Source organism: Saccharothrix hoggarensis, from assembly GCF_052936025.1.
The window spans coordinates 5,132,961-5,153,987 of record NZ_CP193624.1; the positions used below are offsets into that span (position 1 = coordinate 5,132,961).

Sequence of the window (21,027 nt, forward strand, 5' to 3'; positions counted from 1 at the left end):
CGGGGGTGAATCGCGTCTCGCGGCGAAACCCGGTGGACAGCGGGCCGGTGCTCACCGCAGAGTGCGCCCGGTGACAGCGGAGGACGTGCGTTTCATCGAGCTCGACGGCCGGGTCATGGCCGCCCTGGTCGACGGTGACCTGACGGCGGCCGAGGTGCCGCTGACCGGGTACTTCCTGACCGACCGGGCGCGGTGGCTGTGGCGGTACCGGCTGGTCCAGATCGCGGCCGACCCCGCCGGCGCCCGGTGGATGGCGCGGCTCGCCCTGGTGGACGGCGACGCGGTCGTCGGGCACGCCGGGTTCCACGGTCCGCCCGACGCCGACGGCATGGTCGAGGTCGGCTACTCCGTCGACCCCGCGTTCCGCCGGCGCGGGTACGCCAGGGCGGCGCTGGCGGAACTGCTGCGCCGGGCCGCCGCCGAACCGGACGTGCGGACCGTGCGGGCGACCATCGCGCCAGACAACGCGGCGTCGCTCGCGACGATCGCCGGGTTCGGGTTCGCCGAGGTCGGCGAGCAGTGGGACGAGGAGGACGGGCTGGAGCTGGTCTTCGAGCGCCCCGTGGCCTGAGTGCCGGGCGTGACGCGGTCGGCAGGCCCGACCCGGTGGCGAGATCGGCGGCGGATCGCCGGTCCCGCCACCGAGCCGTTCAGCGGTTCAGGTGTTGCAGCCGTTCAGGTGTTGCAGTTCAGGCGTTGCCGCCGTTCAGGTGGTGAAGGCGCTCAGCCGGTGAAGCGGAACACGTACAGGCCGCGGTCGCGATCGCCGGCCGGCACGTACTTCTCCCCGTTCTCGTCCTTCCACACCTCGACGCCCCAGAAGTTGTCGCCGCCCTCGTCGATGAACGCGCCGACCTCGCGCATGCCGTCGCGGTCGTACTCCACGACGCGCAGCCCGGCCGTGTAGTACGACAGGTATGCCGTCTCGCCGTCGTCGGGGTCCATCGCCACCTCGTGCACCGACAGGTCGCCGAACCCGCGCGCGCACCCTACGAGGTTGAATAGTAGATTGGTAGGGACTACCCGGAGGACGTTGCGGACGAGGGGCGCGGTCAGCCGCGGGAAGCGTTGTCGCGGAAGGTTTCGCGACGCCGAGCCCTGCGGCGCGCGAGCACCACGCCCGGCACGACCAGCAGCACCGCCACGGCGAGCAGGGGCCACGGCCCGATCGCCGTCAGCGCCTCCACCAACGCGCCCTGGACGACACCCGCCGCTTCGATCACGGGGTCGGCGGGATCGGCGTCGCCGAAGAACAGCCGGAGCTCGTACACGCCGTAGTAGGCCACGTAGGCGCCGACCAGCACCAGCAGCACGCCACCGAGCCGCGAGACGTGGGGCAGCAACGCGCGGGCACGCGTGGCGAGCGTGTTGTCGGCCATCGTGGCGGCGACGGCGAGCACGCCGACCACCAGGCCCATGCCCAGCGCGTAGGCGAGGAACGCCACGACGCCCTCGACCACGTCGGCGCCGCCCAGCGCCGTGCCGACGACCGCGAGGAACGGGCCGATGGTGCACGACAGCGACGCCGTCGCGTAGGCCACGCCGTAGCCGAACATCGAACCCAGCCGCCGGGTCGGCGCGCCCTTCGTCGGCTTGGGCAGGAGCACCGTCATGGTCCGGCCGGCCACGAGCAGCGCGCCGGTGACGACCAGGGCCGCGCCGATGACGACGGTGACGAACGGCAGGTAGCGCTGCACCGACGCGGCGACCGGCGCGACGACCAGGCCGAAGACGCCGAACACCACCACGAACCCGGCGGTCATGACGGCGCTCGCCGCCAGCGCCCGGCCGACCCCGCCGGACCGCCTTACGTCGCCGGACCGCCCGCCGACGCCGACCCCGCCGGACCGCCCTCCGTCGCCGTGGACGACCAGCGCGAGGTAGGCGGGCAGCATGGCGAACCCGCACGGGTTCACCGTCGCCACCATGCCCGCCAACGCCGCCAGCAGGACGACGTCGGCCATCACGACCCCGAGAGGGCGGCGACCCGGTCGCGCAGCTCCCGCTCCGACAGCTGGGTCGTCACGACGTCCACCTCGCCGTCACGGGTGACGAACGCGTACGCGGGCTGGGCCGTGACGCCGAACCGCTTCCACACGGCGGTGTCGGTGTCCGCGAGGTGCCGGAACCCGCCGAGGTCGTACCGGTCGACGAACTCGCGCATGGCGGGCACCTCGTCCAGCGCGGCGACGCCGAGGAACGTGACCGAGGGGTTGTCCTTGGCGGTGGCCGACACGCCGGGCGCCTCGCGTCGGCAGTTCGGGCACCACGGCGCCCAGAACCACAGGACGGCGGGCTTGCCCGCCAGAGCCTCCCCGGAGAGGTCCGCCCCGTCGATCGTCTTGCCGGTGAACTTGAGCTGCTCGGCGACCCGTGCGGCCGGCGCGGGTTCGCCGGAACCCGGAGCCGCCGTGGTCGCCTGCGCCGCGGACGTCGTGCCGGCCGTGGACGACGGGGCGCCGCCGCCGGAACGCATGGCCGTCCCGCAGCTCGCCACCAGGGTCAGCAGGGCCAGCAGGGCGGCAACGGGCGCGGACTTCCGAAGCATCGACTACACCTCCGAGGGGTACGGGGCTTGATCCTCCCGCAACGGCCGTCACGTGGGCATTACGAACCCCTGACGTCCACACCCGTGCCGCGCCGCAGGCCTGTTCGTCAGGAATTCTCCTACTTGGCCGCTGTGTCGTGACTTGCCGGCCCCTAAGCTGACCGACGACCCCTGCCGCGCATCCCCCGCACCCGCCCTGCAACCCGGGTCGACGAGGGCTGCCCGTCGAAAGGACGGTTCCCCCATGCGTACCGGTCGATTCCGCGCCGCCCTCGTGGCCGCCGCCGTGGCACTGCTGAGCATCACCGGCGCGACCACGGCCTCGGCCGCTCCCGCCACCGGCCAGGACGTCGCCTTCCAACCCGCGGCCGAGACCCCGGTCACGGCCCTGGTGACGAAGCTGTCCCACTCCGAGGCGGCGGCGCGGTTCCGCGCCGCCGGCATCACCTGGTCGTCCAGCGGCAACTGCAGCAACCGCTACAACTCCACCTGCACGTCGTTCGAGCAGATCAACCTGACCACCGTCCAGGGCGCGGAAACCCTCAAGAGGGCCAGCGGCTGCGCCATGAACATCACCGGCGGCACCGAGACCGGCCACGCCAGCGGCACCTACAGCCACTGGAACGGCTACAAGCTCGACTACAGCCTCTACAGCTGCCTCGGCAACTACATCCGGGGCAACTTCACCTACATCGGCGGCAACAAGTGGCAGTCCGGCTCCGGGAACATCTACTACCTGGAGAGCAACCACTGGGACGTGACCTACTACAACTGCGGCGGCTGCTGACGCCGACGTGCCAAGGGGGGACCGGTCGCCACAACCGGTCCCCCCTCTCTCCCGCTCCCGTCGGGTCTCATCCGAACGCCTCCACCTCCAGCCGCCCGACCGATCCCGCGCCGCTCCGGAGCAGCGCGAGTCGACGTCGGCGCGGCGAGTCACGCCGGGGCGCGTCCACTCCGGACAGTCGTCGCACGCGCCCGAACGGCGTGACGCCCTGCGGCTTGTAGACGCTGAGCGCGATGGCGGCGACGAGGACGACCAGGGCCGCCACCGCGTCGGCGAGCAGCTGCACGCGCAGCCGTCGAACGCGGGACCGAGCGACGACGGGTCCGCCGCCGCCGACGCCAGGTGGTCGATGGGCGCGCTGCCGCACCTGCGCCACCACTGACACCGGCCCGTCGCATACCTCCCAGGGGTATGTGACGGGCCGACTGGCGCCCTTCCCGTTCGCCGGGCGAGGGGTCAGACCTCCGCGGGCACCCGCTCGGCGACCCGCCCGCGCAGGGTGACCGCCGCCAGGACCGCCGCGACCAGGGCGACCACGGCCGCGCCGGCGAAGGCCGCCGAGTAGCCGTCGGTCAACGCGACCGCGTCACCCAGCCGGTCCGCGCCCCGCGACGTCGCCACCGCGGTCATCGCGGCGAGCCCGAGCGCCGAGCCGATCTGGTACGTGGTGTTCACGATGCCGGAGGCGAGCCCGCCCTCCTCCGGCGCCACGCCGCCGATCGCGCTCAGCGTGGCCGGGATGAAGACCAGCGCCATGCCGACCGCCGAGATCAGCGAGCCGGGCAGGACGTCCGCCAGGAAGCTGCCGCCGGGGTCGGCGGCGGCCAGCAGCCCGAGGCCGACGGCCAGCACGGCCAGGCCGGAGACGATCAGCGGCTTGGTGCCGAAGCGGCCGATGAGCCGACCGGTCACCGTGGTCATCAGCACCGTCATCAGCGCGGTCATCGGGAGCAGCGCCGCGCCGCTGGCGAACGAGTCGAAGCCGAGCACCTGCTGCACGTAGAGGTTGAGGAAGTACCACATCGGGATCCACGCCGCGCCCAGCAACGCCATCGCGACGTTCGCCGCCGCCAGGTCGGGCGCGCGCCAGACCCGCAACGGCATCAACGGGTTCCCGGCCACGCGCTGCAGGAGCACGAACGCCGCCAGCAGGACCAGGGCCGCGCCGAGCTGCACGAGCGTCGCGGTCGACGTCCAGCCCCGCTCGGGCGCCTGCACGACGGCGTACACGGCGAGCGCGAGGCCGCCGGTCACCGCGACCGCTCCCCCGACGTCCAGCCCGCCGCGCCGGCCGGGGACCGCGGGCAGCAGCTTCGGCGTGAGCGCGAGCGTGAGCAGGCCGATCGGGAGGTAGATGACGAACACCCACGGCCAGCTCAGCCACTCGGTGATCACGCCGCCGAGGAACACGCCCGCCGTGCCGCCGGCCGGGGCCGCGGCGCCGTAGAACGCCATCGCCTTCGGCAGCTCGTTCGGCTGACCGGCGAACAGGACCATGAGCAACGTCATCGCGGCCGGTGCGATGAGCGCCGCGCCGACGCCCTGCACGGCCCGCCCGACGACCTCCGTGCCCGCACCGGTCGCCGCGGCGGCGACCACCGAGCCGACGATGAGCGTCGTCCAGCCGGCCGCGAACACGCGGCGCGCGCCCCAGAGGTCGGAGAGCCTGCCGCCGAGCAGCAGGAGACCGCCCAGCGCGACGGCGTAGGCGTTGAACACCCACTGGAGCCCGCCGGGCGTGAAACCCAGGTCGCGCTGCATGTCCGGCAGCGCCACGGCGATGATCGAGGTGTCCATGATGACCATGAACTGCGCCGCGGCGAGCACGACGAGTGCCCACCAGCGCCGAGGGTCGGGGTTCATGCCGGGTCCTTCCGTCTCCGGCGCGGCTGCGCCGGTCCGATCGGTGCTCCGATCGCGGTTTCCATACCCTAAGGGGGTATTTGTGAGAGCGACCGTAACATACCCCCTAGGGGTATTAATGTGACGTGGCTCACCATGATCGCCGACGCCTGCGGATAGCATGGGCCCCGCCGAAAGGGGCGTCATGCGAGGACTGGGCGAGTTGGAAGCAGCGGTGATGGACGTGCTGTGGCGCACGGCGGAACCGCTGAAGGTCCGCGAGGTCCTGGAACGGCTGGACACGGGCAAGCAGCTCGCCTACACCACCGTCATGACGGTCCTCGACAACCTGCACCGCAAGGGGTGGGTGGTGCGCGAGCTGGAGGGCAAGGCGTACCGGTACCAGCCGGCGATGAGCCGCGCCGAGGCCGCGTCGGCGGCGCTGCGGGACGTGCTCGCCGCGTCCGGCGACCCGGAGGCCGTGCTGCTGCACTTCGCGCGGTCCGCGTCCGACCGGGAGACCGAGCTGTTGCGCAAGGCGCTGCCCCGGAAGCCGCGCCGCGGGTGACCGTCGCGGTCGCGCTGCTGCTCGGGGCAGGGCTGGTCGCCTGGGTCGCGCCGGGCCGGCTGCGCCGCCTCGCGACGTCCGGCGCCCACCCGCGCGTGGTGCTGGTGGCGTGGCTGTCGTCCCTCGTCAGCGTGCTGGTCACCGCCGGTCTCGCGGTCACCGCGCTCCTCCTGCCCGACCACGGCGCGCACGCGTTCATCGGCTTCCCCGACTGCTTCGACGCGCTGCTGCACGGCCTCACGCCCGAGGCCGAGGCATTGAGCGGCGTGGTCGGCGTGCTGATGCTGGCCGGGCTGCTGGTGCGGCTCGCCGTCATGGCCACGCGGACGGCCCGGCGGCGGGCGCGCGCACGGCGCGACCACCTGGCCGTGCTGCGGCCGGCGGCGCGGTCCGAGCCGGGTCGGCCGACCACGCTGTGGCTCGACCACGAGGAGCCGATGGCGTTCAGCCTGGCCGGCTACCCCGGCGTCGTCGTCGCGACCGAGGGCCTGCACCGCACGCTGGCCGGCGCGCAGGTCGACGCGGTGCTGGTGCACGAGCGGGCGCACCTGAGCGGCCGGCACCACCTCGTCGTCACGGCGGCCGACGCGCTGTCCGCGATGCTGCCGTTCCTGCCGCTGTTCCGGCGGACGCCGGCCGCCGTGCGCGACCTGGTCGAGCTGGCGGCGGACGCGGCGGCCGCGCGGGCGTGCGGGGCGGAGGCCGTCCGGGCGGCGCTGACCACCGTGACCGGCCACGACGCGCCGGGCTCGGCGCCGGCCATGAGCCGGGACGCGGTCGAGGTCAGGCTGGCCCACCTCCGCCACGCCGACCACCACGCGGGACGTGCTCGCACCGCCGCGACCTGCGGCTTCGCCGGGCTGACGACGTTGGCGCTGCCGCCGATCGCGGCGGTCAGCGGCCTGCTGGCCCTGGTCGCCACGACCTGCCCGTAGTCGACGCCCGACAGCGCGCCGGCCCGGAGCCGACCGGCTCCGGGCCACCGCGCGTTCCGGTCAGGCGACCCCGGCCGGCACCTTGTCCCGAGCGGACCCCGCCGACCGCGCCGGGCGGTCCGGCGACGTCGCGGTGCTGCGGAAACCACGCAGCCGCAGGCTGTTCGACACCACGAACACCGACGAGAACGCCATCGCCGCGCCCGCGATCATCGGGTTGAGCAGGCCCGCGGCGGCCAGGGGCAGGGCCGCGACGTTGTAGGCGAACGCCCAGAACAGGTTGCCCTTGATCGTGGCCAGAGTGCGCCGCGACAGCCTGATCGCGTCGACCGCCGCCCGCAGGTCGCCCCGCACCAGCGTCAGGTCGCTCGCCTCGATCGCCGCGTCCGTGCCGGTGCCCATCGCCAGGCCCAGGTCGGCCTTGGCCAGCGCCGCGGCGTCGTTGACGCCGTCGCCGACCATCGCCACGACCTTGCCCTCCGACTGCAGGCGGGCGACGACGTCGACCTTGTCCTTCGGCAGCACCTCGGCGATCACCTCGTCGATGCCGACCTCGGCGGCGACGGCCCGCGCGGCCGCCTCGTTGTCGCCGGTCAGCAGCACCGGGGTGAGGCCGAGCGCCCGCAGCTGCCGGATCGCCTCGGCGGACGTCGGCTTGACGGTGTCCGCGACCACGAGCACCGCCCGCGCCTCGCCGTCCCACGCGACCAGGACCGCGGTGCGGCCCTTCTCCTCGGCGGCGCGCTTGGCCTCGGCCAGGTCGTCGCCCAGGCGGACGCTCCACTCGGCCAGCAGCCGCTCCCGGCCGACGATCAGCGCGTGGCCGTCGACCACGCCCTGCACGCCCAGGCCCTCCAGGTTCTGGAAGTCCTCGACCTCGGGCAGGTCGCCGACCCGCTCGGCCGCGCCGGCCGCGACCGCCTTGGCGATCGGGTGCTCGGAGGCGTGCTCCAAGGCGCCCGCCAGCCGCAGCACCTCGTCCTCCTCGACGCCGTCCGCGACGTGCACGCCGACCAGGCTCATCCGGCCCGAGGTGACGGTGCCGGTCTTGTCCAGCACCACCGTGTCCACCCGGCGGGTCGACTCCAGCACCTCCGGGCCCTTGATCAGGATGCCGAGCTGGGCGCCGCGGCCCGTGCCGACGAGCAGCGCGGTCGGCGTGGCCAGGCCCAGGGCGCACGGGCAGGCGATGATCAGCACCGCGACCGCCGCCGTGAACGCCGCCGAGACGCCGCCGCCCGCGCCGAGCCAGAACGCCAGCGTGCCCACCGACAGCGCGATCACGACCGGCACGAACACCGCCGAGATCCGGTCCGCCAGCCGCTGCGCCTCGGCCTTGCCGTTCTGCGCGTCCTCGACCAGCTGCGCCATCTGCGCCAGCTGCGTGTCCGACCCGACCCGCGTCGCCCGGATGACCAACCGGCCGCCCGCGTTGACGGTCGCGCCGACCACCGCGTCGCCGGGGCCGACCTCCACCGGCACGGACTCGCCGGTCAGCATGCTCGCGTCGACCGCCGAGCTGCCCTCCGCCACCACGCCGTCGGTGGCGATCTTCTCCCCCGGCCGCACGGCGAACCGGTCGCCGACGGCCAGCTCCGCGATCGGGACGCGGACCTCGCGGCCGTCCCGCAGCACGGCGACGTCCTTCGCGCCCAGCTCCAGCAACGCCCGCAGCGCCGCCCCGGCCCGCCGCTTGGACCGCGCCTCGAAGTAGCGCCCGGCCAGGATGAACACCGTGACGCCGGCGGCCACTTCGAGGTAGATCGAGCCCGCACCGTCCGTGCGCTGCACGGTCAGCTCGAACGGGTGCGTCATGCCGGGCGTGCCCGCGGTGCCGAACAGCAGCGCGTACAGCGACCAGGCGAACGCCGCGATCGTGCCCATCGAGATCAGCGTGTCCATGGTGGCCGCGCCGTGCCGCAGGTTCGCCCACGCCGCCCGGTGGAACGGCCACGCGCCCCACACCAGCACCGGGGCCGCCAACGTCAGCGAGATCCACTGCCAGTAGGTGAACTGCAGCACGGGCGCCATCGCCAGCGCGATCACCGGCACCGCGAGGGCGGTGGAGACGGTCAACCGCTGCCGCAGCGCGCGGGTCGGGTCTTCGTCGGCGGGCGCCTCGGGCTCCTCGGCGGCCTTCACGACCGGCAGCGCGGCCTGGTAGCCGGCGGCCTCCACCTGCTCGACGAGCGTGCGCGGGTCGACGTCCTCGGGGAACGTGACGCGGGCCTTCTCGGTCGCGTAGTTGACGGTCGCGGTCACGCCGTCCAGCTTGTTGAGCTTGCGCTCGATCCGGGCCGCGCACGACGCGCACGTCATGCCGGTGATGGCCAGTTCGATCTGCGTGTCAGCCATGACCGTGCCCGTCCTCTTCCTCGTGCCCGCCCGGGGCGGGCGTGGTCGGCGTGCCGGGGGCGGGCGTGGCCCGTTCGGCGCCGGCGGTGTCGACGGTGAACTCGGCCGTGCGCACGACCCCGTCGTGCTGGAAGTCGAGGAACAGCCGGTAGCTCCCGGCCGACGGCACCTCGGCCACGAACGCGACCTCCGGGCCGGCCGCGGTCCTGCCGTCACCGGGCGCGCCCTCGGGGTGGACGTGCAGGTAGGCGAGGTCGCCCTCGCGCAGCGCGACCAGGTGGCCGTAGGCCGCGAGGTACGGCTGGAGGTCGGTCACCGGCTTGCCGTCCCGGCTCACGGTCAGCCGCACCGGCGACGCCTTGCCCGGCGTCAGGTCGCCGTCGAGGCGCACCTGGTATCCGTCGACCTCGGCGACCCGCGACGGCGCGTGCCGCCGGGGCTCGAACAGACCGGCCGCGGCGACGTCGACGCCCAGCGTGGCCGCCTCGGCGCCGGTCGGCTTGAAGTCGGCGAACACCCGGTAGGAGCCGGCCTCGGCGAGGTCGAGGGGCGCGGTCCACGTGCCGTCGGCGGCCATCTCGGGGTGGAGGTGCCGGTAGCCGGAGGTGTCGCGGCGCACCACGATCAGGTGCATCCGCTTGTCGTGCTCGACGTCGAACCCGGTCACCGCCGCCCCGTCGGGGCCGGTGATCCGGAACGAGAAGGAGTGGGGTCCCGTGGTCAGCGTCGTGTCGGTGGGCGTGAGGGTGTACCCGCCCCTGGACGACGCCAGCCCGGCGGGCTGGTCCGCGGCCTCCGCGACGGTGGCGCCGTGGTCGTCCCCGTGGCCGGCGCCCTCAGCGCCGGACGTCCCGTCGTGGCCGCCGGGGGCGGTTTCGACGGACAGGGGACCGACAGCGCTCCCGGCGGCCCAGGCGCCACCGGCGACCAGGGCCAGCACCGCACCGTAGGCGGAGAGCTTCGCTGCTGTGTTCATCGGTTCAGGTCCTCAGGACTGGTGGAGCCCGCCGCGTGGCGGGCTCCGAGTCGGCAGATCAGCCGGCGAGCGCGTAGCCCGCTTCCTCGACGGCGGCCTTGACGTCCGCCTCGGCGACCGGGGCGGCGCTGGTCACCTTGACCGCACCGGTCGGCAGGTCGACGTCCACGGCGGTCACGCCCTCGATCTTGGTGACCTCCTCGGTCACGGACGCCACGCAGTGGCCGCAGGTCATGCCGGTGACGGTGAAAGTGGACTCGGCCATCGGGTGCTCCTCGTTGTCGTGTCGGTTCAGGACCGCACCAGGCGGGCGATGGCTTCGCTCGCCTCGCGGACCTTGGCGTCGGCGCCTTCGCCGCCCTGTGCGAGCGCGTCGGCCACGCAGTGCTTCAGGTGCTCGTCGAGCAGTCCGAGGGAGACCGCCTGCAGGGCCTTCGTCGCCGCCGCGATCTGGGTCAGGACGTCGATGCAGTACTCGTCGTCCTCCACCATCCGCTGCACACCGCGGACCTGCCCCTCGATCCGGCGCAAGCGCTTGACGAAGGCTTCCTTGTCCGATGTGTAACCCCGCATGCCCACTCCCTCCGGCCCGCTCGCCGGTCCAGTGCGTTCCGACGGTGGCGCCTTCGAGGACATTTATACCCCCAGGGGGTATCCGGGTCAACTCGCCGCCGGTCCGACGTGACCGTCGCCACTCCCGAGTGGAGCCAGGCGCGGCACCATACCCCCGTACTGTATGCCGCCGCCTCCGGGAGCGCCGAACGGCACTTCGGCATGACCGTCGGACCTGCCCGCCACCGGTCGGACGCCGGATCGTCAGGTGTTCGTCAGGTCCGGCGGGCGCGCGGTGCGGCAGGATGGCGGTGCGACTCGCGGGGCGTCATGCTTCGCGAGTCGACCACTTTCCACGTCACCGCAGGTGAGCCACCCGGACGGCCGGCCGCGGCACCGGCTCGCGGGCGCGGTGGGACACCCCCGGCGGTGGTGTCGACCCCGGCGGGCGGGCAGGCTGGTGCTCACCGCACACGAGGACCGGGGCACATGGAATTCTCCGTACTGCTGGTCGAGGACGACGAGCACATCCGGCAGGCGCTGGGGCTCGCCCTCGGCGACGAGGGGTTCGCCGTCACCGACGCGGTGTCGGGCGAGGAGGCCCTCGACCTCCTGGCCGGGGCGACGTTCGACGTGGTGCTGCTCGACCTGATGCTGCCGGGCGTGGACGGGCTGGAGGTGTGCCGCCTGCTGCGGGCCCGCGGCGACCTGCCCATCATCGTCGTGACCGCCCGCGCCGACGCCGCCGACGTGATCGCCGGGCTGGAGGCGGGCGCCGACGACTACGTGACGAAACCGCTGGTCGCCAGCGTGCTGGCGGCACGCATCCGGGCGTTGCTGCGCCGTCGCGGCGGCGGTCGGCAGGACGAGGCGATCCGGGTCGGCGACGTCGAGATCCGGCCCGACGTCGGTTCGGTGCACCGGTCCGGCCGCGAGGTCCACGTCACGCGCACCGAGTTCCGGCTGCTGGTGGAGCTGGCGTCGGCGGGCGGGCGGATCGTCACCCGCGAGCAGCTGCTGCAACGCGTGTGGGGTTACGACTACTTCGGCGACACCCGGCTGCTCGACGTGCACATCCGCCGGCTGCGCCGCAAGATCGAGGCCAACCCGGACGAGCCGACCCTGGTGGTGACCGTGCGCGGGGCCGGCTACCGGGTGGACGTGTGATGCCGAGGTTCTCGCTGCGCTGGCGGGTCGCGCTGGTCCTGGGGCTGGGGTCGGTGCTGCTGACCAGCGCGCTCGCCGTGGCGATCTGGAACCTCACGTCCGGCTACCTGCTGCGGCAGCGCGAGCAGGGCGCCGTGCGCCAGGCCGAGGTGAACGCGCGGCTCGTGGACGAGGCGCTGCGCACCGGGTCCGCCGGGCTGAACGAGCTGCTCACGGGCCTGACCACGGGCCCGGACTCCACCGTCATGGTGTTCCACGCGGGCCAGGTGCTCACCAGCGGGCGGCAGGTGGACGCGCGGGTGCTGCCGCGGCGGCTCGTCGACCTGGGCCGCGAGGGCACGCCCGCCGCGCAGCGGCTCCTGGTCGACGGCATCCCGGTGCTGGCCGTGACGCTGCCCATCCGGTCCACCGACGGCGCGTACGTCGAGCTGGCGCCGCTCGTGCAGCTGGACCGCACGTTCCGGTTCCTCAGCGGCCTGCTGGTGGCCGTCACCCTGGGCAGCGGCGTGCTCGGCGTCGTGCTCGGGTCGTGGGCGAGCAGACGCGCGCTGCGCCCGCTGACCGAGCTGACCAAGGCCGCGTCGCGCATCGCGGGCGGCGACCTGCGGGCCCGCCTGCCCACCCAGACCGACCCCGACCTGACCCCGCTGGCCACCACGTTCAACGCGACCGCCGACGCGCTGGAGCAGCGCGTGCTGCGGGACGCCCGGTTCGCGGGCGACGTGAGCCACGAGCTGCGGTCGCCGTTGACGACGATGGTCAACGCGGCCGAGGTGCTGCGCCGGCGGCGGGCCGAGGTGCCCGGCACGGCGGGCAAGGCGCTGGACCTGCTGACGTCCGAAGTGGACCGGTTCGCGCGGATGGTGGTGGACCTGCTGGAGATCTCGCGCGCCGACCAGCACGCGGAAGACCTCACCCCGGAGACGATCGACCTCGCGTCGCTGGTCCGCAACGTCGTCTCGGCCCGTCCGGGCGGGTCGGCGCCCGTCGACGCGCCGGAGCCGTCGCCGCACGTGCTCGGCGACCGCCGCCGGCTGGACCGGGTCGTGGACAACCTGCTCGACAACGCCGAGCGCCACGCGGGCGGGGTGGTGCGGGTCGCCGTGATGTCCCGCGACGGCAACGCCCGGATCGAGGTGGACGACGCCGGTCCCGGCGTGCCGCCCGAGCTGCGCGACCGCGTCTTCGACCGGTTCGACCGGGGCGCGCGGGCCGGCAGCCGCGGCGCGGGCACCGGCAGCGGCCTCGGGCTGGCGCTGGTCGCCCAGCACGTCCAGCGGCACGGCGGCAGCGTGCGCGTCGAGGACCGGCCGGGCGGCGGCGCGCGGTTCGTGGTGGAGATCCCGGAGGCCGACCGATGAGGACCGCGGCGCTCGCGCTGACCTGCCTGGTCCTCCTCACCTCGTGCGGCGTCACCACGCAGGACGAGCCGCGACCGCTGGTCACGTCCACGGCGAACCCCGTGCCGACGCCCACCCTCACCCAGCGGCCCGACCCGACCACGCTCCCGTCGTCCACCGCCACGACGACGCCCTCCCCCGTCCCGACGTCCACGACGACCCTCGGCACGCCGTGAGCACCGGCGACCCGGATGACGGGCGGGTGCGACGGCGGGCGTGGGTCCGAGGCTTGGCCGTGGTGGCTATCGTGGCGCTGGTGGTCGGTGGTGGCGCCTTCGCGTTCCAGCGCAAGCTCGTGTTCCTGCCGTCCGGCGGGCCGGTGGGCGACGCCTCCGCGGTCCTGCCCGGCGGGCGGGACGTCACGCTCGTCACCGTCGACGGCCTGCGCCTGACGGCCTGGCACTTCGCCGTCCCCTCGGCTCGCGCCGCGGTCCTGGTCGCGCCGGGCAACGCCGGGAACCGGGCGTTGCGGGCGCCGCTCGCCCGCGCCCTCACCGCACGCGGCCTGTCCGTGCTGCTGCTCGACTACCGCGGCTACGGCGGCAACCCCGGCGACCCGACCGAGGCCGGGCTGGCGCTGGACGTCCGCGCGGCCCGCGAGTTCCTGGTCCGCGACGCCGCCGTGCCGCCCGACCGGCTCGTGTACTTCGGCGAGAGCCTGGGCTCGGCGGTGGTCGCGGAACTCGCCGTCGAGCACCCGCCGGCGGCGCTGGTGCTGCGCTCGCCGTTCGTGGACCTCGCCGCGGTCGGCCGGGTGCACTACCCGTTCCTGCCGGTCCGGTGGCTGCTGCTGGACGAGTTCGCGACCGCGGCGCACGTGGCGCGGGTCCGGGCGCCGGTCACCGTCGTCCACGGCACGTCGGACACGATCGTCCCGCCCGACCAGAGCCGCGCTGTGGCGTCGGCGGCCGGGGCGCGGGTCGTCGAGGTGGCGGGGGCCGACCACAACGACCGCGCGTTGCTGGACGGCCCGGAGCTGGTCGACGCCATCGCGGCGGCGGCCGGGGGCTGAGCGACTACCAGGACGCGTCCGGTGCCGGCGCGTCGTCCGGCAGCGGCACGGCGCGGCGCTGGTCGGCGACGTCCGCCGGGTCGGCCTCGGGCACGTCCGGCGGCTCGGGCGCGGCGTCGGGGCGTCCCACCGCGGCCTCCTCGTCCACGATCCCGGCGTCGGTCTCCGGCTCGACGGGGCGCACCTGGTCGGCCACGTCGTTCCACGGCTTCTCCACGCTCATCACGCTGACCCTCCCGTGCGGCTGGCGGACAGGACGGCGCCCGCCACGACCCAGGGTCGCAGCGGGCGGACGGATACGACGTTCAGGATTCGCTTCACACCACCATCGGGGGACTCGCCGCTCGCGGCGCCCGCCTCGACGCGTCACGAGACGCCGGGCGCTCGGCTCGACCACTCGACCGGGCACGCCGACCTGACCGGCGGGCAACCCACCGACCGAGCGGGGTTCGACGCCTCCGGGTCGCACTCGGACCCGCGGGCAGGCCGTCGAACCGATCCCCGCAGCGCGGTCACCTCCTTCGGCCGTCAGACCACTGTGGTCCGGCGGGCCGGAGGAGACCTCTCGCAGCGCTTCACCCGGCTGGTCCGCCGGGGCCTCGCACTCCTACCGTTCACCTCGATCACTCCCGGGCAACGTCACCAGGTCACTGACCGATACTTCTGATATAGCCACCGATGTGGACTGTGTCAAGTGGTCGGTCCGGTTCGCGTCAGGTGGTCCAGTCGTCCGCCAACCCCGTCACGACGGCCTGGTCGCCGGTCGCGCTGATCCGGGCCGTCACCGGGCCGAGGCGGAGGTCGGACAGCGTCAGCTCGCCCCACCGCTCCGGCACGTGCGGCCGGGTCGTGAGGGTCCGCTCCGGCACGTTCGGCTCCAGCCCGAGGAACGACCGCACCAGCAGCAGCGGCGACGCGCTCGCCCACGCCTGCGGCGAGCACGACGTCGGGTACGGCACGGGCGGGCTGAAGTCGGCGCGCGGGAAGCCGCAGTACAGCTCCGGCAGCCGTCCGCCGAATGCCGCCGCCGCGTCGAGCAGGCCGTCCGCCAACCGGTGCGCCAGCTCGACCGCGCCGGGCAGGTGGGCGTAGCGCAGCAACCCCGCGACGGCGATGGCCGTGTCGTGCGGCCACACCGACCCGTTGTGGTAGCTCATGGGGTTGTACGCGCCCATGGACGACGCCAGCGTCCGCAGGCCGTACCCGCTGTCCATGTCGGGGTCGGCCAGCCGCCGGATCAGCGCGGCCGCGTGCTCGTCGGTCGCGATCCCCGTCCACAGGCAGTGGGCGGTGTTGCTGGTGAGCGCGTCCACGGGCTGCTTGCGGCCGTCGAGCGCGACGGCGTACCACCCGCGGTCGGGCAGCCAGAACGACTCGGCGAACCGCTGCCGCAGCTTCTCGGCGCGCTCCCGCAGCCGGGCGGCGCCGGTCCGGTCGCCGAACCCCTCGGCCAGCTCGGCGCGCGCCAGGAACGCCGCGTAGGCGTAGCCCTGCACCTCGCACAGCGCGATCGGCGGGATCGCCTGCCGGCCCGAGGCGTCGTTGACGCCGTCGAAGCTGTCCTTCCAGCCCTGGTTCGCCAGGCCGCGGTCGGTGGCGCGCCGGTACTCCACGAACCCGTCGCCGTCGCGGTCGCCGTGCCGGTCGATCCACGCGATGGCGGCGTCGGCGGCCGGCAGCAACGAGCGCACCACGTTCTCGTCCGCGCCCCACCGGCGGCACTCCGCCAGCAGCATCACGAACAGCGGCGTCGCGTCGATCGTGCCGTAGTAGTGGTTGCCGCCCAGGACGGCCGTGCTGTCGGGGCCGAGGCGCAGCTCGTGCAGGACGCGTCCCGGCTCCTCCTCGGTCAGCGGGTCGACCGCGGTGCCCTGGGTCTCGGCGAGGGTCTGCAACGTCCCGAGCGCGAGGCCGACGTCCAGCGGCAGCGCCATCCACGCGGTCAGCAGGCTGTCGCGGCCGAACAGGGTCATGAACCACGGCGCGCCCGCCGCGACGAACGGCCTGCCGTCGCGGGCCGGGTCGTGGATGAGCAACGCGCCGAGGTCGCTCTCCGTGCGGCGCAACACCTGCGTCAGCACGGGGTCGGTCGCGGTGACGAGCGAGCTGGCCGCCCGCCACGCCCGGATCTTGCGCGCCGGACCGCTGCTCTCCAACCGCTCGCCGCGGTGGAACTGGGGCTTGACCTGCCGGCCGCCGATGGTCGGCTGCACGACGACCTCGGTCGACCACCGCCCGCCCGCGGGCACGACCACCTGCCAGCTCAACGCGCCGGGCACCACGACGGGTTCGGCGGTGGCCGTGAACGAGACGCCGCGGGAGCCGTCCTTGCGGTCGCGCAGCAGGAGTTCCGGCCCGGCGGCCGTGGCGTCCGAGCCGCCGTGCGCGGCCCGTCCTTCCTTGACCGCGAACAGGTCGGCGAAGTCGGCGTCCACGTGCAGGTCCAGCCGCACCGCGGTCGCCTCGCGGCCCAGGTTGTCGACCGTGATCGTCTCGCGCATGCCGTCGCCGACCAGCCGTTCCCGCACCAGCAGGAGCGTGCTGTCGGCCATGCCGGGGGCCGGCGGGCGGCGCAGCACGAACCGGGCCGCGAAGGCCTCCGGGTGCGACACCGACAACGCGTGCGGCGTGCGGCCGTCCAGCCTCAGCTGCCACCGCGAGACCACCCGCGCGTCGCGGTAGAACAGGCCGTGCGGGGTGCCGGGCTCGATGTCGCCGGTGCCGCCGGAGAGGCAGAACGTGCTGCCCTCGACCAACGTCGTGGTGCCGCCGGTGATGGCGGGCTCGCCCGCGTTGAACGGCTCGGGTGGCGGTTCGGCGGTCACGTGCGGTCCCCGGAGGCGTGCAGCGCGCCGTCGACGCCGCGGCCGCCGTCCAGCGCGTGGCCGCCGTGCAGGGCGTGGCCGTTGTGGGCCTGGCCGTTCAGGGCGCGGTCGTTGTGGGCCTGGCTGTTGCGGGCGTCCACGTTCCGCTCGTAGACCCGGTCGAGGGCCGAGTCGAGGGCGGCGTAGTCGCGGCGCAGCGCGGTCAGCGCGCCGTCGGGCGCGAGGGCCTGCCGGTACGCGGCCTCGTAGCCCGCGCCCAGCCCGTCGACGCCGAAGTGCCCGGCGACGTGCGCCCGGCACGCGGCCGGGTCGAGGTCGCGCACCTCGTGCAGCGCGGACACCAGCTCGTCGGGGTCGTCGCGGACCAACCCGGTGACGCCGTCCACCACGACCTCCGGCACCGCTCCCGCGCGCAACGCCACCACCGGCGTGCCGCACGCCATCGCCTCGATCATCACCATGCCGAACGGTTCCTCCCAGCGGATCGGGAACAGCAGGCACCGGGCGGCGGCGAGCAGCTTGCGCTTCTCGGTCGCGTCGGCGACGCCGAACACGTGGTCGCGGTCGGTCAGCCGGGGCCGGACCTCGCGCTCGAAGTACTCCTTCTCGACGGGCTCGGCGCACTTGCCCGCGAGCACCAGCGGGACGCCGGCGGCGTGCGCGGCCTCCAGCGCCAGGTGCGGCGCCTTGTCCGGGTGGAAGCGGCCGAGGAACAGCGCGTAGTCCTCCTTGCGCTCCCGGAACGGCCAGTCCTCGACGCGCAGCGCGTTGTGGACCGTGCCGACCCAGTTCAGCTCGGGCGCCAGCTCCCGCTGCCGGTCGCTGATGGCGACCAGGCCGACGTCGCCGCCCAGCTCGCGATAGTAGCGGCGCATGTCGGTGTCCACGGGCCCGTGCACGGTCGCCACCGTGGGCACGCCCAGGGCCGCGAACGCCGGCGCGTTGAGCGGGCCGGCGAGGGTGTGGTCGTGCACGACGTCCACCCCTTCGGCGGCGACCAGCCGTTCGACCTCGCGGCGGACGGCGGCGGCGTGGACCACCTCGGGGAACGGCTCGCCGAGGCGTTCGGGGACCGTGCGGTCCCAGACGGGGACGAACCGGGCCTTGGTGCCGGCCTCCCCCGCGCCCAGCAACGTCACCGCGTGGCCGCGGGCGACCAGGGCGTCGGCGAGGTCGGCCACGACGGCCTCCACACCGCCGTACGCCTTGGGCGGGACGTCGAAGTAGGGCGGGGCGACGAGCACGACGCGCAACCGGTCGTCGGCGCGGTCGATCGCGCGGCGTGCGGACGGGACGGCGGAAGGCAGGCTGCTCAAGGACGACCTCCTCGAACGGGCGAGCGGATCGTGGTTGGCACTCTTCGCCCTAGAGTGCTAACAAAGATCGTGGGTGGAGCGCAACACCCCTCGGATGGACATGGCGGCGATCACAACCGGTGTACCAGGAAAGGATGTGCGGTGACGGCGGTGGACGGGGACCTGGTGCCGTTGCGGGCCGATTTCGACGTGGTGTGGCGCGGTTACGACCGCGGCCAGGTGCGGCACTACGTGGACGGCGTCGAGGCCGAGCTGGGTGTGCTCGCGGTCGACCGCGACGCCGCCGTGGCGCGGGCCGACGACCTCGCCCGCCAGCTGGAGACGGCGCGCGCCGAGATCCGCGTGCTGCGGGAGCACATCGACCGGATCTGCCGCACGCCCGTCGAGCCCCACGCGCTCACGGAACGCCTGCGCCGCATGGTGGAACTCGCGCACGACGAGGCCGCGGAGATCACCGAGCGGGCGCGGGCCGTCGCCGAGAACCACTGGGCCACGGCGGAACACGCGGCCGCCCGGCTGCGGGAGCGGTCCGAACGGCTCGTCGACGACCTCGACGTCCGCAGGCGGGAGGCGGAGGCCGAGCACCGGGCGCTGATGCGACGGGCCCGCGAGCAGGTCGTGGCGGCCGAGCGCGAGGCCGAGCAGCGGCGGCGTGAGCTGGACGCGCGGGCCGAGGCGCTGCGCGAGGAGGTGCGGGCCGACTTCGAGGTCGCGATGGCCGCGCGACGGGCCGAGGCGATGGCCGCGATGGCCGAGGAGGAGGCCGCCGCGCGGGCGCGGGCCGACCAGGTGGTGCGGGAGGCGCGCGAGCACGCGCGGCGCATCGTCGCGGAGGCCCGTGAGCGGGTGGACGAGCTGCGCGCCCGTCGCGACCACATCGCCGCCGGGCTCCGCACCGCGCGGGCGTTGCTGGCCGAGGCCGACCCCCTGCTCCACACCCCCGCGGACGAGATCCCGACCCCGCGCGCCGAACCCGAGCCGCGGGTGGCGGAACTCGTGGCCTGACCCGGCGCGCCGGACGTCCCGGGGTTGTCGGTGGGCCTCGCTACGCTGCGCGGCACTCCGGCACGGGGTGCGGCACAGGGGGTTGGCATGGGGTTCTACACCGACGGCCAGGGGCGGAAACGCCCGATCACGCCGAAGAAGGGCGGTGCGGCGGCGGCGATCGTGGTGGGCGCCGTCCTGGCGATGGGCGTGGCGGGAGGTGGCGCGGGTGGGGGCCTGTCGCCGCTGGGCGGTGGCGGCAGCGGCGGTTCGGCGGGCCAGGCCGTGAAGGCGCGCAAGGCCGAGGGTCAGCGGTCGGCACGCGAGGGCAACGCGGCCGAGGCGTGGCGGCGGATGGGCGTGCGGGAGCTGAAGCAGGTGCTGCGGCAGGACGCCGCGTGCCTGGCCGCGTCCCACGGGCGGGTCCAGGAGTTCTTCCTCCACACGCCGTGCACGTCACTCGACCGGGTGATGTTGACGGTCGGCGACGACGCGGGCAACGTCGCCGTCGTGTCCGTGGTGTGGGTGGGGTTCCGCACCGGTGGTGACGCCCGGGAGTTCCAGCGGCTGATGGACGTGCACGGCAGCGGCGACATCCGCCCGCTCGGAGCCGGGGTGCTCGGCCTGGCGGACGTCGTGTTCAGCGGCCACAACTACGGCAGCGACCGCAAGAACGGCGGGAAGGTCCTCACCGTCGCCGAGGCCGAGACCGCCGCCGGCCGCCACGACCCGGAGTTCCTCGACGCGCTGGCGGAGGTGGCGGCCTACCTGCCCACGCCACCGCGGTGAACGTCGCACACCGGTCGGGGTCGAAGACCGGTCTGACGGGCGGTGACCGGGACGGGCGGCGGCAGGCGGGGACTGGTCGGGTGGTTCAAGCGGCGTGTGTCGGTTATCCCCCGGTCATGGACCACTGCTGCCCGGCCGATCCGCGGCCCGCTTCCGCCCGCCCGGTCGTGCGCGGACGATGACGGACTCGCTGTTCTTCGTCGGCAACGCCACCACCGTGCTGCGGCTCGGGCCGTTCACGCTGCTCACCGACCCGAACTTCCTGCGCAAGGGCCAGTGGACGCACATCGGCCAGGGCGTGGTGTCACGGCGGCTCAAGGACCCGGCGATCGGGATCGACGAGCTGCCCGAGCTGGACGCCGTCGTGCTGTCGCACCTGCACGGCGACCACTTCGACCGGATCGCCGCCCGCTCCCTCGACCGCGACCTGCCGATCCTCACCACCCCGCACGCCGCCCGCAGGCTGGGCCGGCGCGGCTTCCGCGAGCCCGTGGCGCTGCGGACGTGGGGCGAGTTCACCACGGCCCGCGACGGCGCCGGGCTGACCGTCACGGCCCTGCCCGGCCGGCACGCGTTCGGGCCGCTCGCGCGCGTGCTGCCGCCGGTGATGGGCACGCTGCTGGAGTACCGGCCGGCGGACGGCCGCGAACCGCTGCGGATCTACCTCAGCGGCGACACGCTCGTGCACGACGACCTGCGCGAGATCCGCGAGCGCCACCCCCGCATCGACGTCGCGGTCGTGCACCTGGGCGGCACGAAGGTGCTCGGCGTGCTGCTCACCATGGACGGCCGCCAGGGCGCGGACCTGCTCGAACTGCTCGGCCCGCGGCACGCCGTGCCGGTGCACTTCGACGACTACAGCGTGATGAAGTCGCCGCTGTCGGACTTCACCGCCGAGGTCGGGCGGCGACGGCCGGCGACGACCGTCCACCACGTCGACCGGGGCGGCTCGTTCACGTTCCCCACCTGAG

The 21,027-nt window shown here is 74.4% G+C and carries 23 protein-coding genes; 11 read left to right on the top strand and 12 right to left on the bottom strand.

The genetic code is table 11. From position 1 onward, the window contains the following. Positions 1 to 85: 85 nt before the first annotated feature. Complete coding sequence (locus ACRAKH_RS22970; RefSeq protein ID WP_380726876.1) at positions 86 to 571, top strand: GNAT family N-acetyltransferase; 486 nt, start codon at positions 86 to 88, stop codon at positions 569 to 571. Between the two features lie 152 nt (positions 572 to 723). Here the strand turns inward: ACRAKH_RS22970 and ACRAKH_RS22975 are convergent, their stop codons facing one another. The 3 genes from ACRAKH_RS22975 to ACRAKH_RS22985 form a co-directional block, all read right to left on the bottom strand. After that, positions 724 to 945: a hypothetical protein gene (locus tag ACRAKH_RS22975; protein ID WP_380726874.1), complete on the bottom strand. Its 222-nt coding sequence runs from the start codon at positions 943 to 945 to the stop codon at positions 724 to 726. 107 nt (positions 946 to 1,052) lie between these two features. Further along, positions 1,053 to 1,964: a cytochrome c biogenesis CcdA family protein gene (locus ACRAKH_RS22980; protein WP_380726872.1), complete on the bottom strand. Its 912-nt coding sequence runs from the start codon at positions 1,962 to 1,964 to the stop codon at positions 1,053 to 1,055. After that, positions 1,964 to 2,548, bottom strand: a complete 585-nt coding sequence (locus ACRAKH_RS22985; protein WP_380726870.1) for a protein disulfide oxidoreductase — start codon at positions 2,546 to 2,548, stop codon at positions 1,964 to 1,966. Before ACRAKH_RS22985 ends, ACRAKH_RS22980 begins: the two co-directional genes overlap by 1 nt. 244 nt (positions 2,549 to 2,792) lie before the next feature. Here ACRAKH_RS22985 and ACRAKH_RS22990 point away from each other — a divergent pair, with 244 nt between their 5' ends. Then, entirely contained in the window at positions 2,793 to 3,335 is a 543-nt protein-coding gene (locus ACRAKH_RS22990; RefSeq protein ID WP_380726868.1) for a hypothetical protein, read from the top strand. A gap of 67 nt (positions 3,336 to 3,402) precedes the next feature. On the opposite strand, the gene ACRAKH_RS22995 is transcribed toward ACRAKH_RS22990, so the two are convergent. Next, positions 3,403 to 3,621 (bottom strand): hypothetical protein, encoded by a 219-nt coding sequence (locus tag ACRAKH_RS22995; RefSeq protein ID WP_380726866.1) that lies wholly within the window; start codon positions 3,619 to 3,621, stop codon positions 3,403 to 3,405. A 170-nt stretch (positions 3,622 to 3,791) separates the two neighbouring features. Then, entirely contained in the window at positions 3,792 to 5,198 is a 1,407-nt protein-coding gene (locus ACRAKH_RS23000; protein WP_380726864.1) for an MFS transporter, read from the bottom strand. A gap of 184 nt (positions 5,199 to 5,382) precedes the next feature. On the opposite strand from ACRAKH_RS23000, the gene ACRAKH_RS23005 reads away from it, so the two are divergent. Both ACRAKH_RS23005 and ACRAKH_RS23010 read left to right on the top strand, forming a co-directional pair. Beyond that, positions 5,383 to 5,745, top strand: a complete 363-nt coding sequence (locus tag ACRAKH_RS23005) for a BlaI/MecI/CopY family transcriptional regulator (RefSeq protein ID WP_380726862.1) — start codon at positions 5,383 to 5,385, stop codon at positions 5,743 to 5,745. After that, positions 5,742 to 6,680 (top strand): M56 family metallopeptidase, encoded by a 939-nt coding sequence (locus ACRAKH_RS23010; protein WP_447009271.1) that lies wholly within the window; start codon positions 5,742 to 5,744, stop codon positions 6,678 to 6,680. The genes ACRAKH_RS23005 and ACRAKH_RS23010 overlap by 4 nt, the downstream gene beginning before the upstream one ends. Before the next feature lie 60 nt (positions 6,681 to 6,740). On the opposite strand, the gene ACRAKH_RS23015 is transcribed toward ACRAKH_RS23010, so the two are convergent. The 4 genes from ACRAKH_RS23015 to ACRAKH_RS23030 are packed head-to-tail and all read right to left on the bottom strand — an operon-like array spanning position 6,741 to position 10,584. Then, positions 6,741 to 9,035, bottom strand: coding sequence for a heavy metal translocating P-type ATPase (locus ACRAKH_RS23015; protein ID WP_380729604.1), 2,295 nt, complete (start codon positions 9,033 to 9,035; stop codon positions 6,741 to 6,743). Next, entirely contained in the window at positions 9,028 to 10,011 is a 984-nt protein-coding gene (locus ACRAKH_RS23020; RefSeq protein ID WP_380729602.1) for a hypothetical protein, read from the bottom strand. Before ACRAKH_RS23020 ends, ACRAKH_RS23015 begins: the two co-directional genes overlap by 8 nt. A 58-nt stretch (positions 10,012 to 10,069) precedes the next feature. After that, positions 10,070 to 10,276 carry a heavy-metal-associated domain-containing protein gene (locus tag ACRAKH_RS23025; protein WP_380729600.1) on the bottom strand — a complete coding sequence of 69 codons (207 nt, stop codon included), beginning with the start codon at positions 10,274 to 10,276 and terminating at the stop codon, positions 10,070 to 10,072. Between the two features lie 26 nt (positions 10,277 to 10,302). Then, complete coding sequence (locus ACRAKH_RS23030; RefSeq protein ID WP_380729598.1) at positions 10,303 to 10,584, bottom strand: metal-sensitive transcriptional regulator; 282 nt, start codon at positions 10,582 to 10,584, stop codon at positions 10,303 to 10,305. Positions 10,585 to 11,052: 468 nt separating this feature from the next. On the opposite strand from ACRAKH_RS23030, the gene ACRAKH_RS23035 reads away from it, so the two are divergent. The 4 genes from ACRAKH_RS23035 to ACRAKH_RS23050 all read left to right on the top strand — a co-directional run bounded on the left by ACRAKH_RS23035 (position 11,053) and on the right by ACRAKH_RS23050 (position 14,142). Further along, positions 11,053 to 11,730: a response regulator gene (locus ACRAKH_RS23035; RefSeq protein ID WP_380729596.1), complete on the top strand. Its 678-nt coding sequence runs from the start codon at positions 11,053 to 11,055 to the stop codon at positions 11,728 to 11,730. Then, positions 11,730 to 13,091, top strand: a complete 1,362-nt coding sequence (locus ACRAKH_RS23040; RefSeq protein WP_447009272.1) for a sensor histidine kinase — start codon at positions 11,730 to 11,732, stop codon at positions 13,089 to 13,091. The genes ACRAKH_RS23035 and ACRAKH_RS23040 overlap by 1 nt, the downstream gene beginning before the upstream one ends. Then, complete coding sequence (locus ACRAKH_RS23045; RefSeq protein ID WP_380730784.1) at positions 13,088 to 13,306, top strand: hypothetical protein; 219 nt, start codon at positions 13,088 to 13,090, stop codon at positions 13,304 to 13,306. The genes ACRAKH_RS23040 and ACRAKH_RS23045 overlap by 4 nt, the downstream gene beginning before the upstream one ends. A gap of 71 nt (positions 13,307 to 13,377) precedes the next feature. Beyond that, positions 13,378 to 14,142 carry an alpha/beta hydrolase gene (locus ACRAKH_RS23050; protein WP_447009273.1) on the top strand — a complete coding sequence of 255 codons (765 nt, stop codon included), beginning with the start codon at positions 13,378 to 13,380 and terminating at the stop codon, positions 14,140 to 14,142. 4 nt (positions 14,143 to 14,146) lie between these two features. On the opposite strand, the gene ACRAKH_RS23055 is transcribed toward ACRAKH_RS23050, so the two are convergent. From ACRAKH_RS23055 to ACRAKH_RS23065, 3 genes are all read right to left on the bottom strand, one after another. Further along, positions 14,147 to 14,365, bottom strand: a complete 219-nt coding sequence (locus tag ACRAKH_RS23055; RefSeq protein WP_447009274.1) for a hypothetical protein — start codon at positions 14,363 to 14,365, stop codon at positions 14,147 to 14,149. A 490-nt stretch (positions 14,366 to 14,855) separates the two neighbouring features. Next, positions 14,856 to 16,967: an amylo-alpha-1,6-glucosidase gene (locus ACRAKH_RS23060; protein ID WP_380729898.1), complete on the bottom strand. Its 2,112-nt coding sequence runs from the start codon at positions 16,965 to 16,967 to the stop codon at positions 14,856 to 14,858. After that, positions 16,964 to 18,283 (bottom strand): glycosyltransferase family 4 protein, encoded by a 1,320-nt coding sequence (locus ACRAKH_RS23065; RefSeq protein WP_447009275.1) that lies wholly within the window; start codon positions 18,281 to 18,283, stop codon positions 16,964 to 16,966. The genes ACRAKH_RS23060 and ACRAKH_RS23065 overlap by 4 nt, the downstream gene beginning before the upstream one ends. 141 nt (positions 18,284 to 18,424) lie before the next feature. On the opposite strand from ACRAKH_RS23065, the gene ACRAKH_RS23070 reads away from it, so the two are divergent. From ACRAKH_RS23070 to ACRAKH_RS23080, 3 genes are all read left to right on the top strand, one after another. Next, on the top strand, positions 18,425 to 19,288 hold the full coding sequence (locus tag ACRAKH_RS23070) for a hypothetical protein (RefSeq protein ID WP_447009276.1): 864 nt from the start codon (positions 18,425 to 18,427) through the stop codon (positions 19,286 to 19,288). Positions 19,289 to 19,375: 87 nt separating this feature from the next. After that, positions 19,376 to 20,056: a hypothetical protein gene (locus tag ACRAKH_RS23075; protein WP_380730607.1), complete on the top strand. Its 681-nt coding sequence runs from the start codon at positions 19,376 to 19,378 to the stop codon at positions 20,054 to 20,056. A 178-nt stretch (positions 20,057 to 20,234) separates the two neighbouring features. Continuing rightward, the gene (locus tag ACRAKH_RS23080) at positions 20,235 to 21,026 is read left to right on the top strand and encodes an MBL fold metallo-hydrolase (protein ID WP_380730609.1); all 792 of its coding nucleotides are present in this window, start codon (positions 20,235 to 20,237) and stop codon (positions 21,024 to 21,026) included. Position 21,027 lies beyond the last annotated feature (1 nt).

Excerpts from the sequence above, each read along its gene's own strand:
- ACRAKH_RS22975 (WP_380726874.1), bottom strand. The coding sequence starts at position 945 with ATGGACCCCGACGACGGCGAGACGGCATACCTGTCGTACTACACGGCC.
- ACRAKH_RS22990 (WP_380726868.1), top strand. The coding sequence starts at position 2,793 with ATGCGTACCGGTCGATTCCGCGCCGCCCTCGTGGCCGCCGCCGTGGCA.
- ACRAKH_RS23080 (WP_380730609.1), top strand. The coding sequence starts at position 20,235 with ATGACGGACTCGCTGTTCTTCGTCGGCAACGCCACCACCGTGCTGCGG.
- ACRAKH_RS22985 (WP_380726870.1), bottom strand. The coding sequence starts at position 2,548 with ATGCTTCGGAAGTCCGCGCCCGTTGCCGCCCTGCTGGCCCTGCTGACC.
- ACRAKH_RS23000 (WP_380726864.1), bottom strand. The coding sequence starts at position 5,198 with ATGAACCCCGACCCTCGGCGCTGGTGGGCACTCGTCGTGCTCGCCGCG.
- ACRAKH_RS23030 (WP_380729598.1), bottom strand. The coding sequence starts at position 10,584 with ATGCGGGGTTACACATCGGACAAGGAAGCCTTCGTCAAGCGCTTGCGC.
- ACRAKH_RS23045 (WP_380730784.1), top strand. The coding sequence starts at position 13,088 with ATGAGGACCGCGGCGCTCGCGCTGACCTGCCTGGTCCTCCTCACCTCG.
- ACRAKH_RS23040 (WP_447009272.1), top strand. The coding sequence starts at position 11,730 with ATGCCGAGGTTCTCGCTGCGCTGGCGGGTCGCGCTGGTCCTGGGGCTG.
- ACRAKH_RS23005 (WP_380726862.1), top strand. The coding sequence starts at position 5,383 with ATGCGAGGACTGGGCGAGTTGGAAGCAGCGGTGATGGACGTGCTGTGG.
- ACRAKH_RS23025 (WP_380729600.1), bottom strand. The coding sequence starts at position 10,276 with ATGGCCGAGTCCACTTTCACCGTCACCGGCATGACCTGCGGCCACTGC.
- ACRAKH_RS23075 (WP_380730607.1), top strand. The coding sequence starts at position 19,376 with ATGGGGTTCTACACCGACGGCCAGGGGCGGAAACGCCCGATCACGCCG.
- ACRAKH_RS23020 (WP_380729602.1), bottom strand. The coding sequence starts at position 10,011 with ATGAACACAGCAGCGAAGCTCTCCGCCTACGGTGCGGTGCTGGCCCTG.
- ACRAKH_RS23015 (WP_380729604.1), bottom strand. The coding sequence starts at position 9,035 with ATGGCTGACACGCAGATCGAACTGGCCATCACCGGCATGACGTGCGCG.
- ACRAKH_RS23055 (WP_447009274.1), bottom strand. The coding sequence starts at position 14,365 with ATGAGCGTGGAGAAGCCGTGGAACGACGTGGCCGACCAGGTGCGCCCC.
- ACRAKH_RS23035 (WP_380729596.1), top strand. The coding sequence starts at position 11,053 with ATGGAATTCTCCGTACTGCTGGTCGAGGACGACGAGCACATCCGGCAG.
- ACRAKH_RS22980 (WP_380726872.1), bottom strand. The coding sequence starts at position 1,964 with ATGGCCGACGTCGTCCTGCTGGCGGCGTTGGCGGGCATGGTGGCGACG.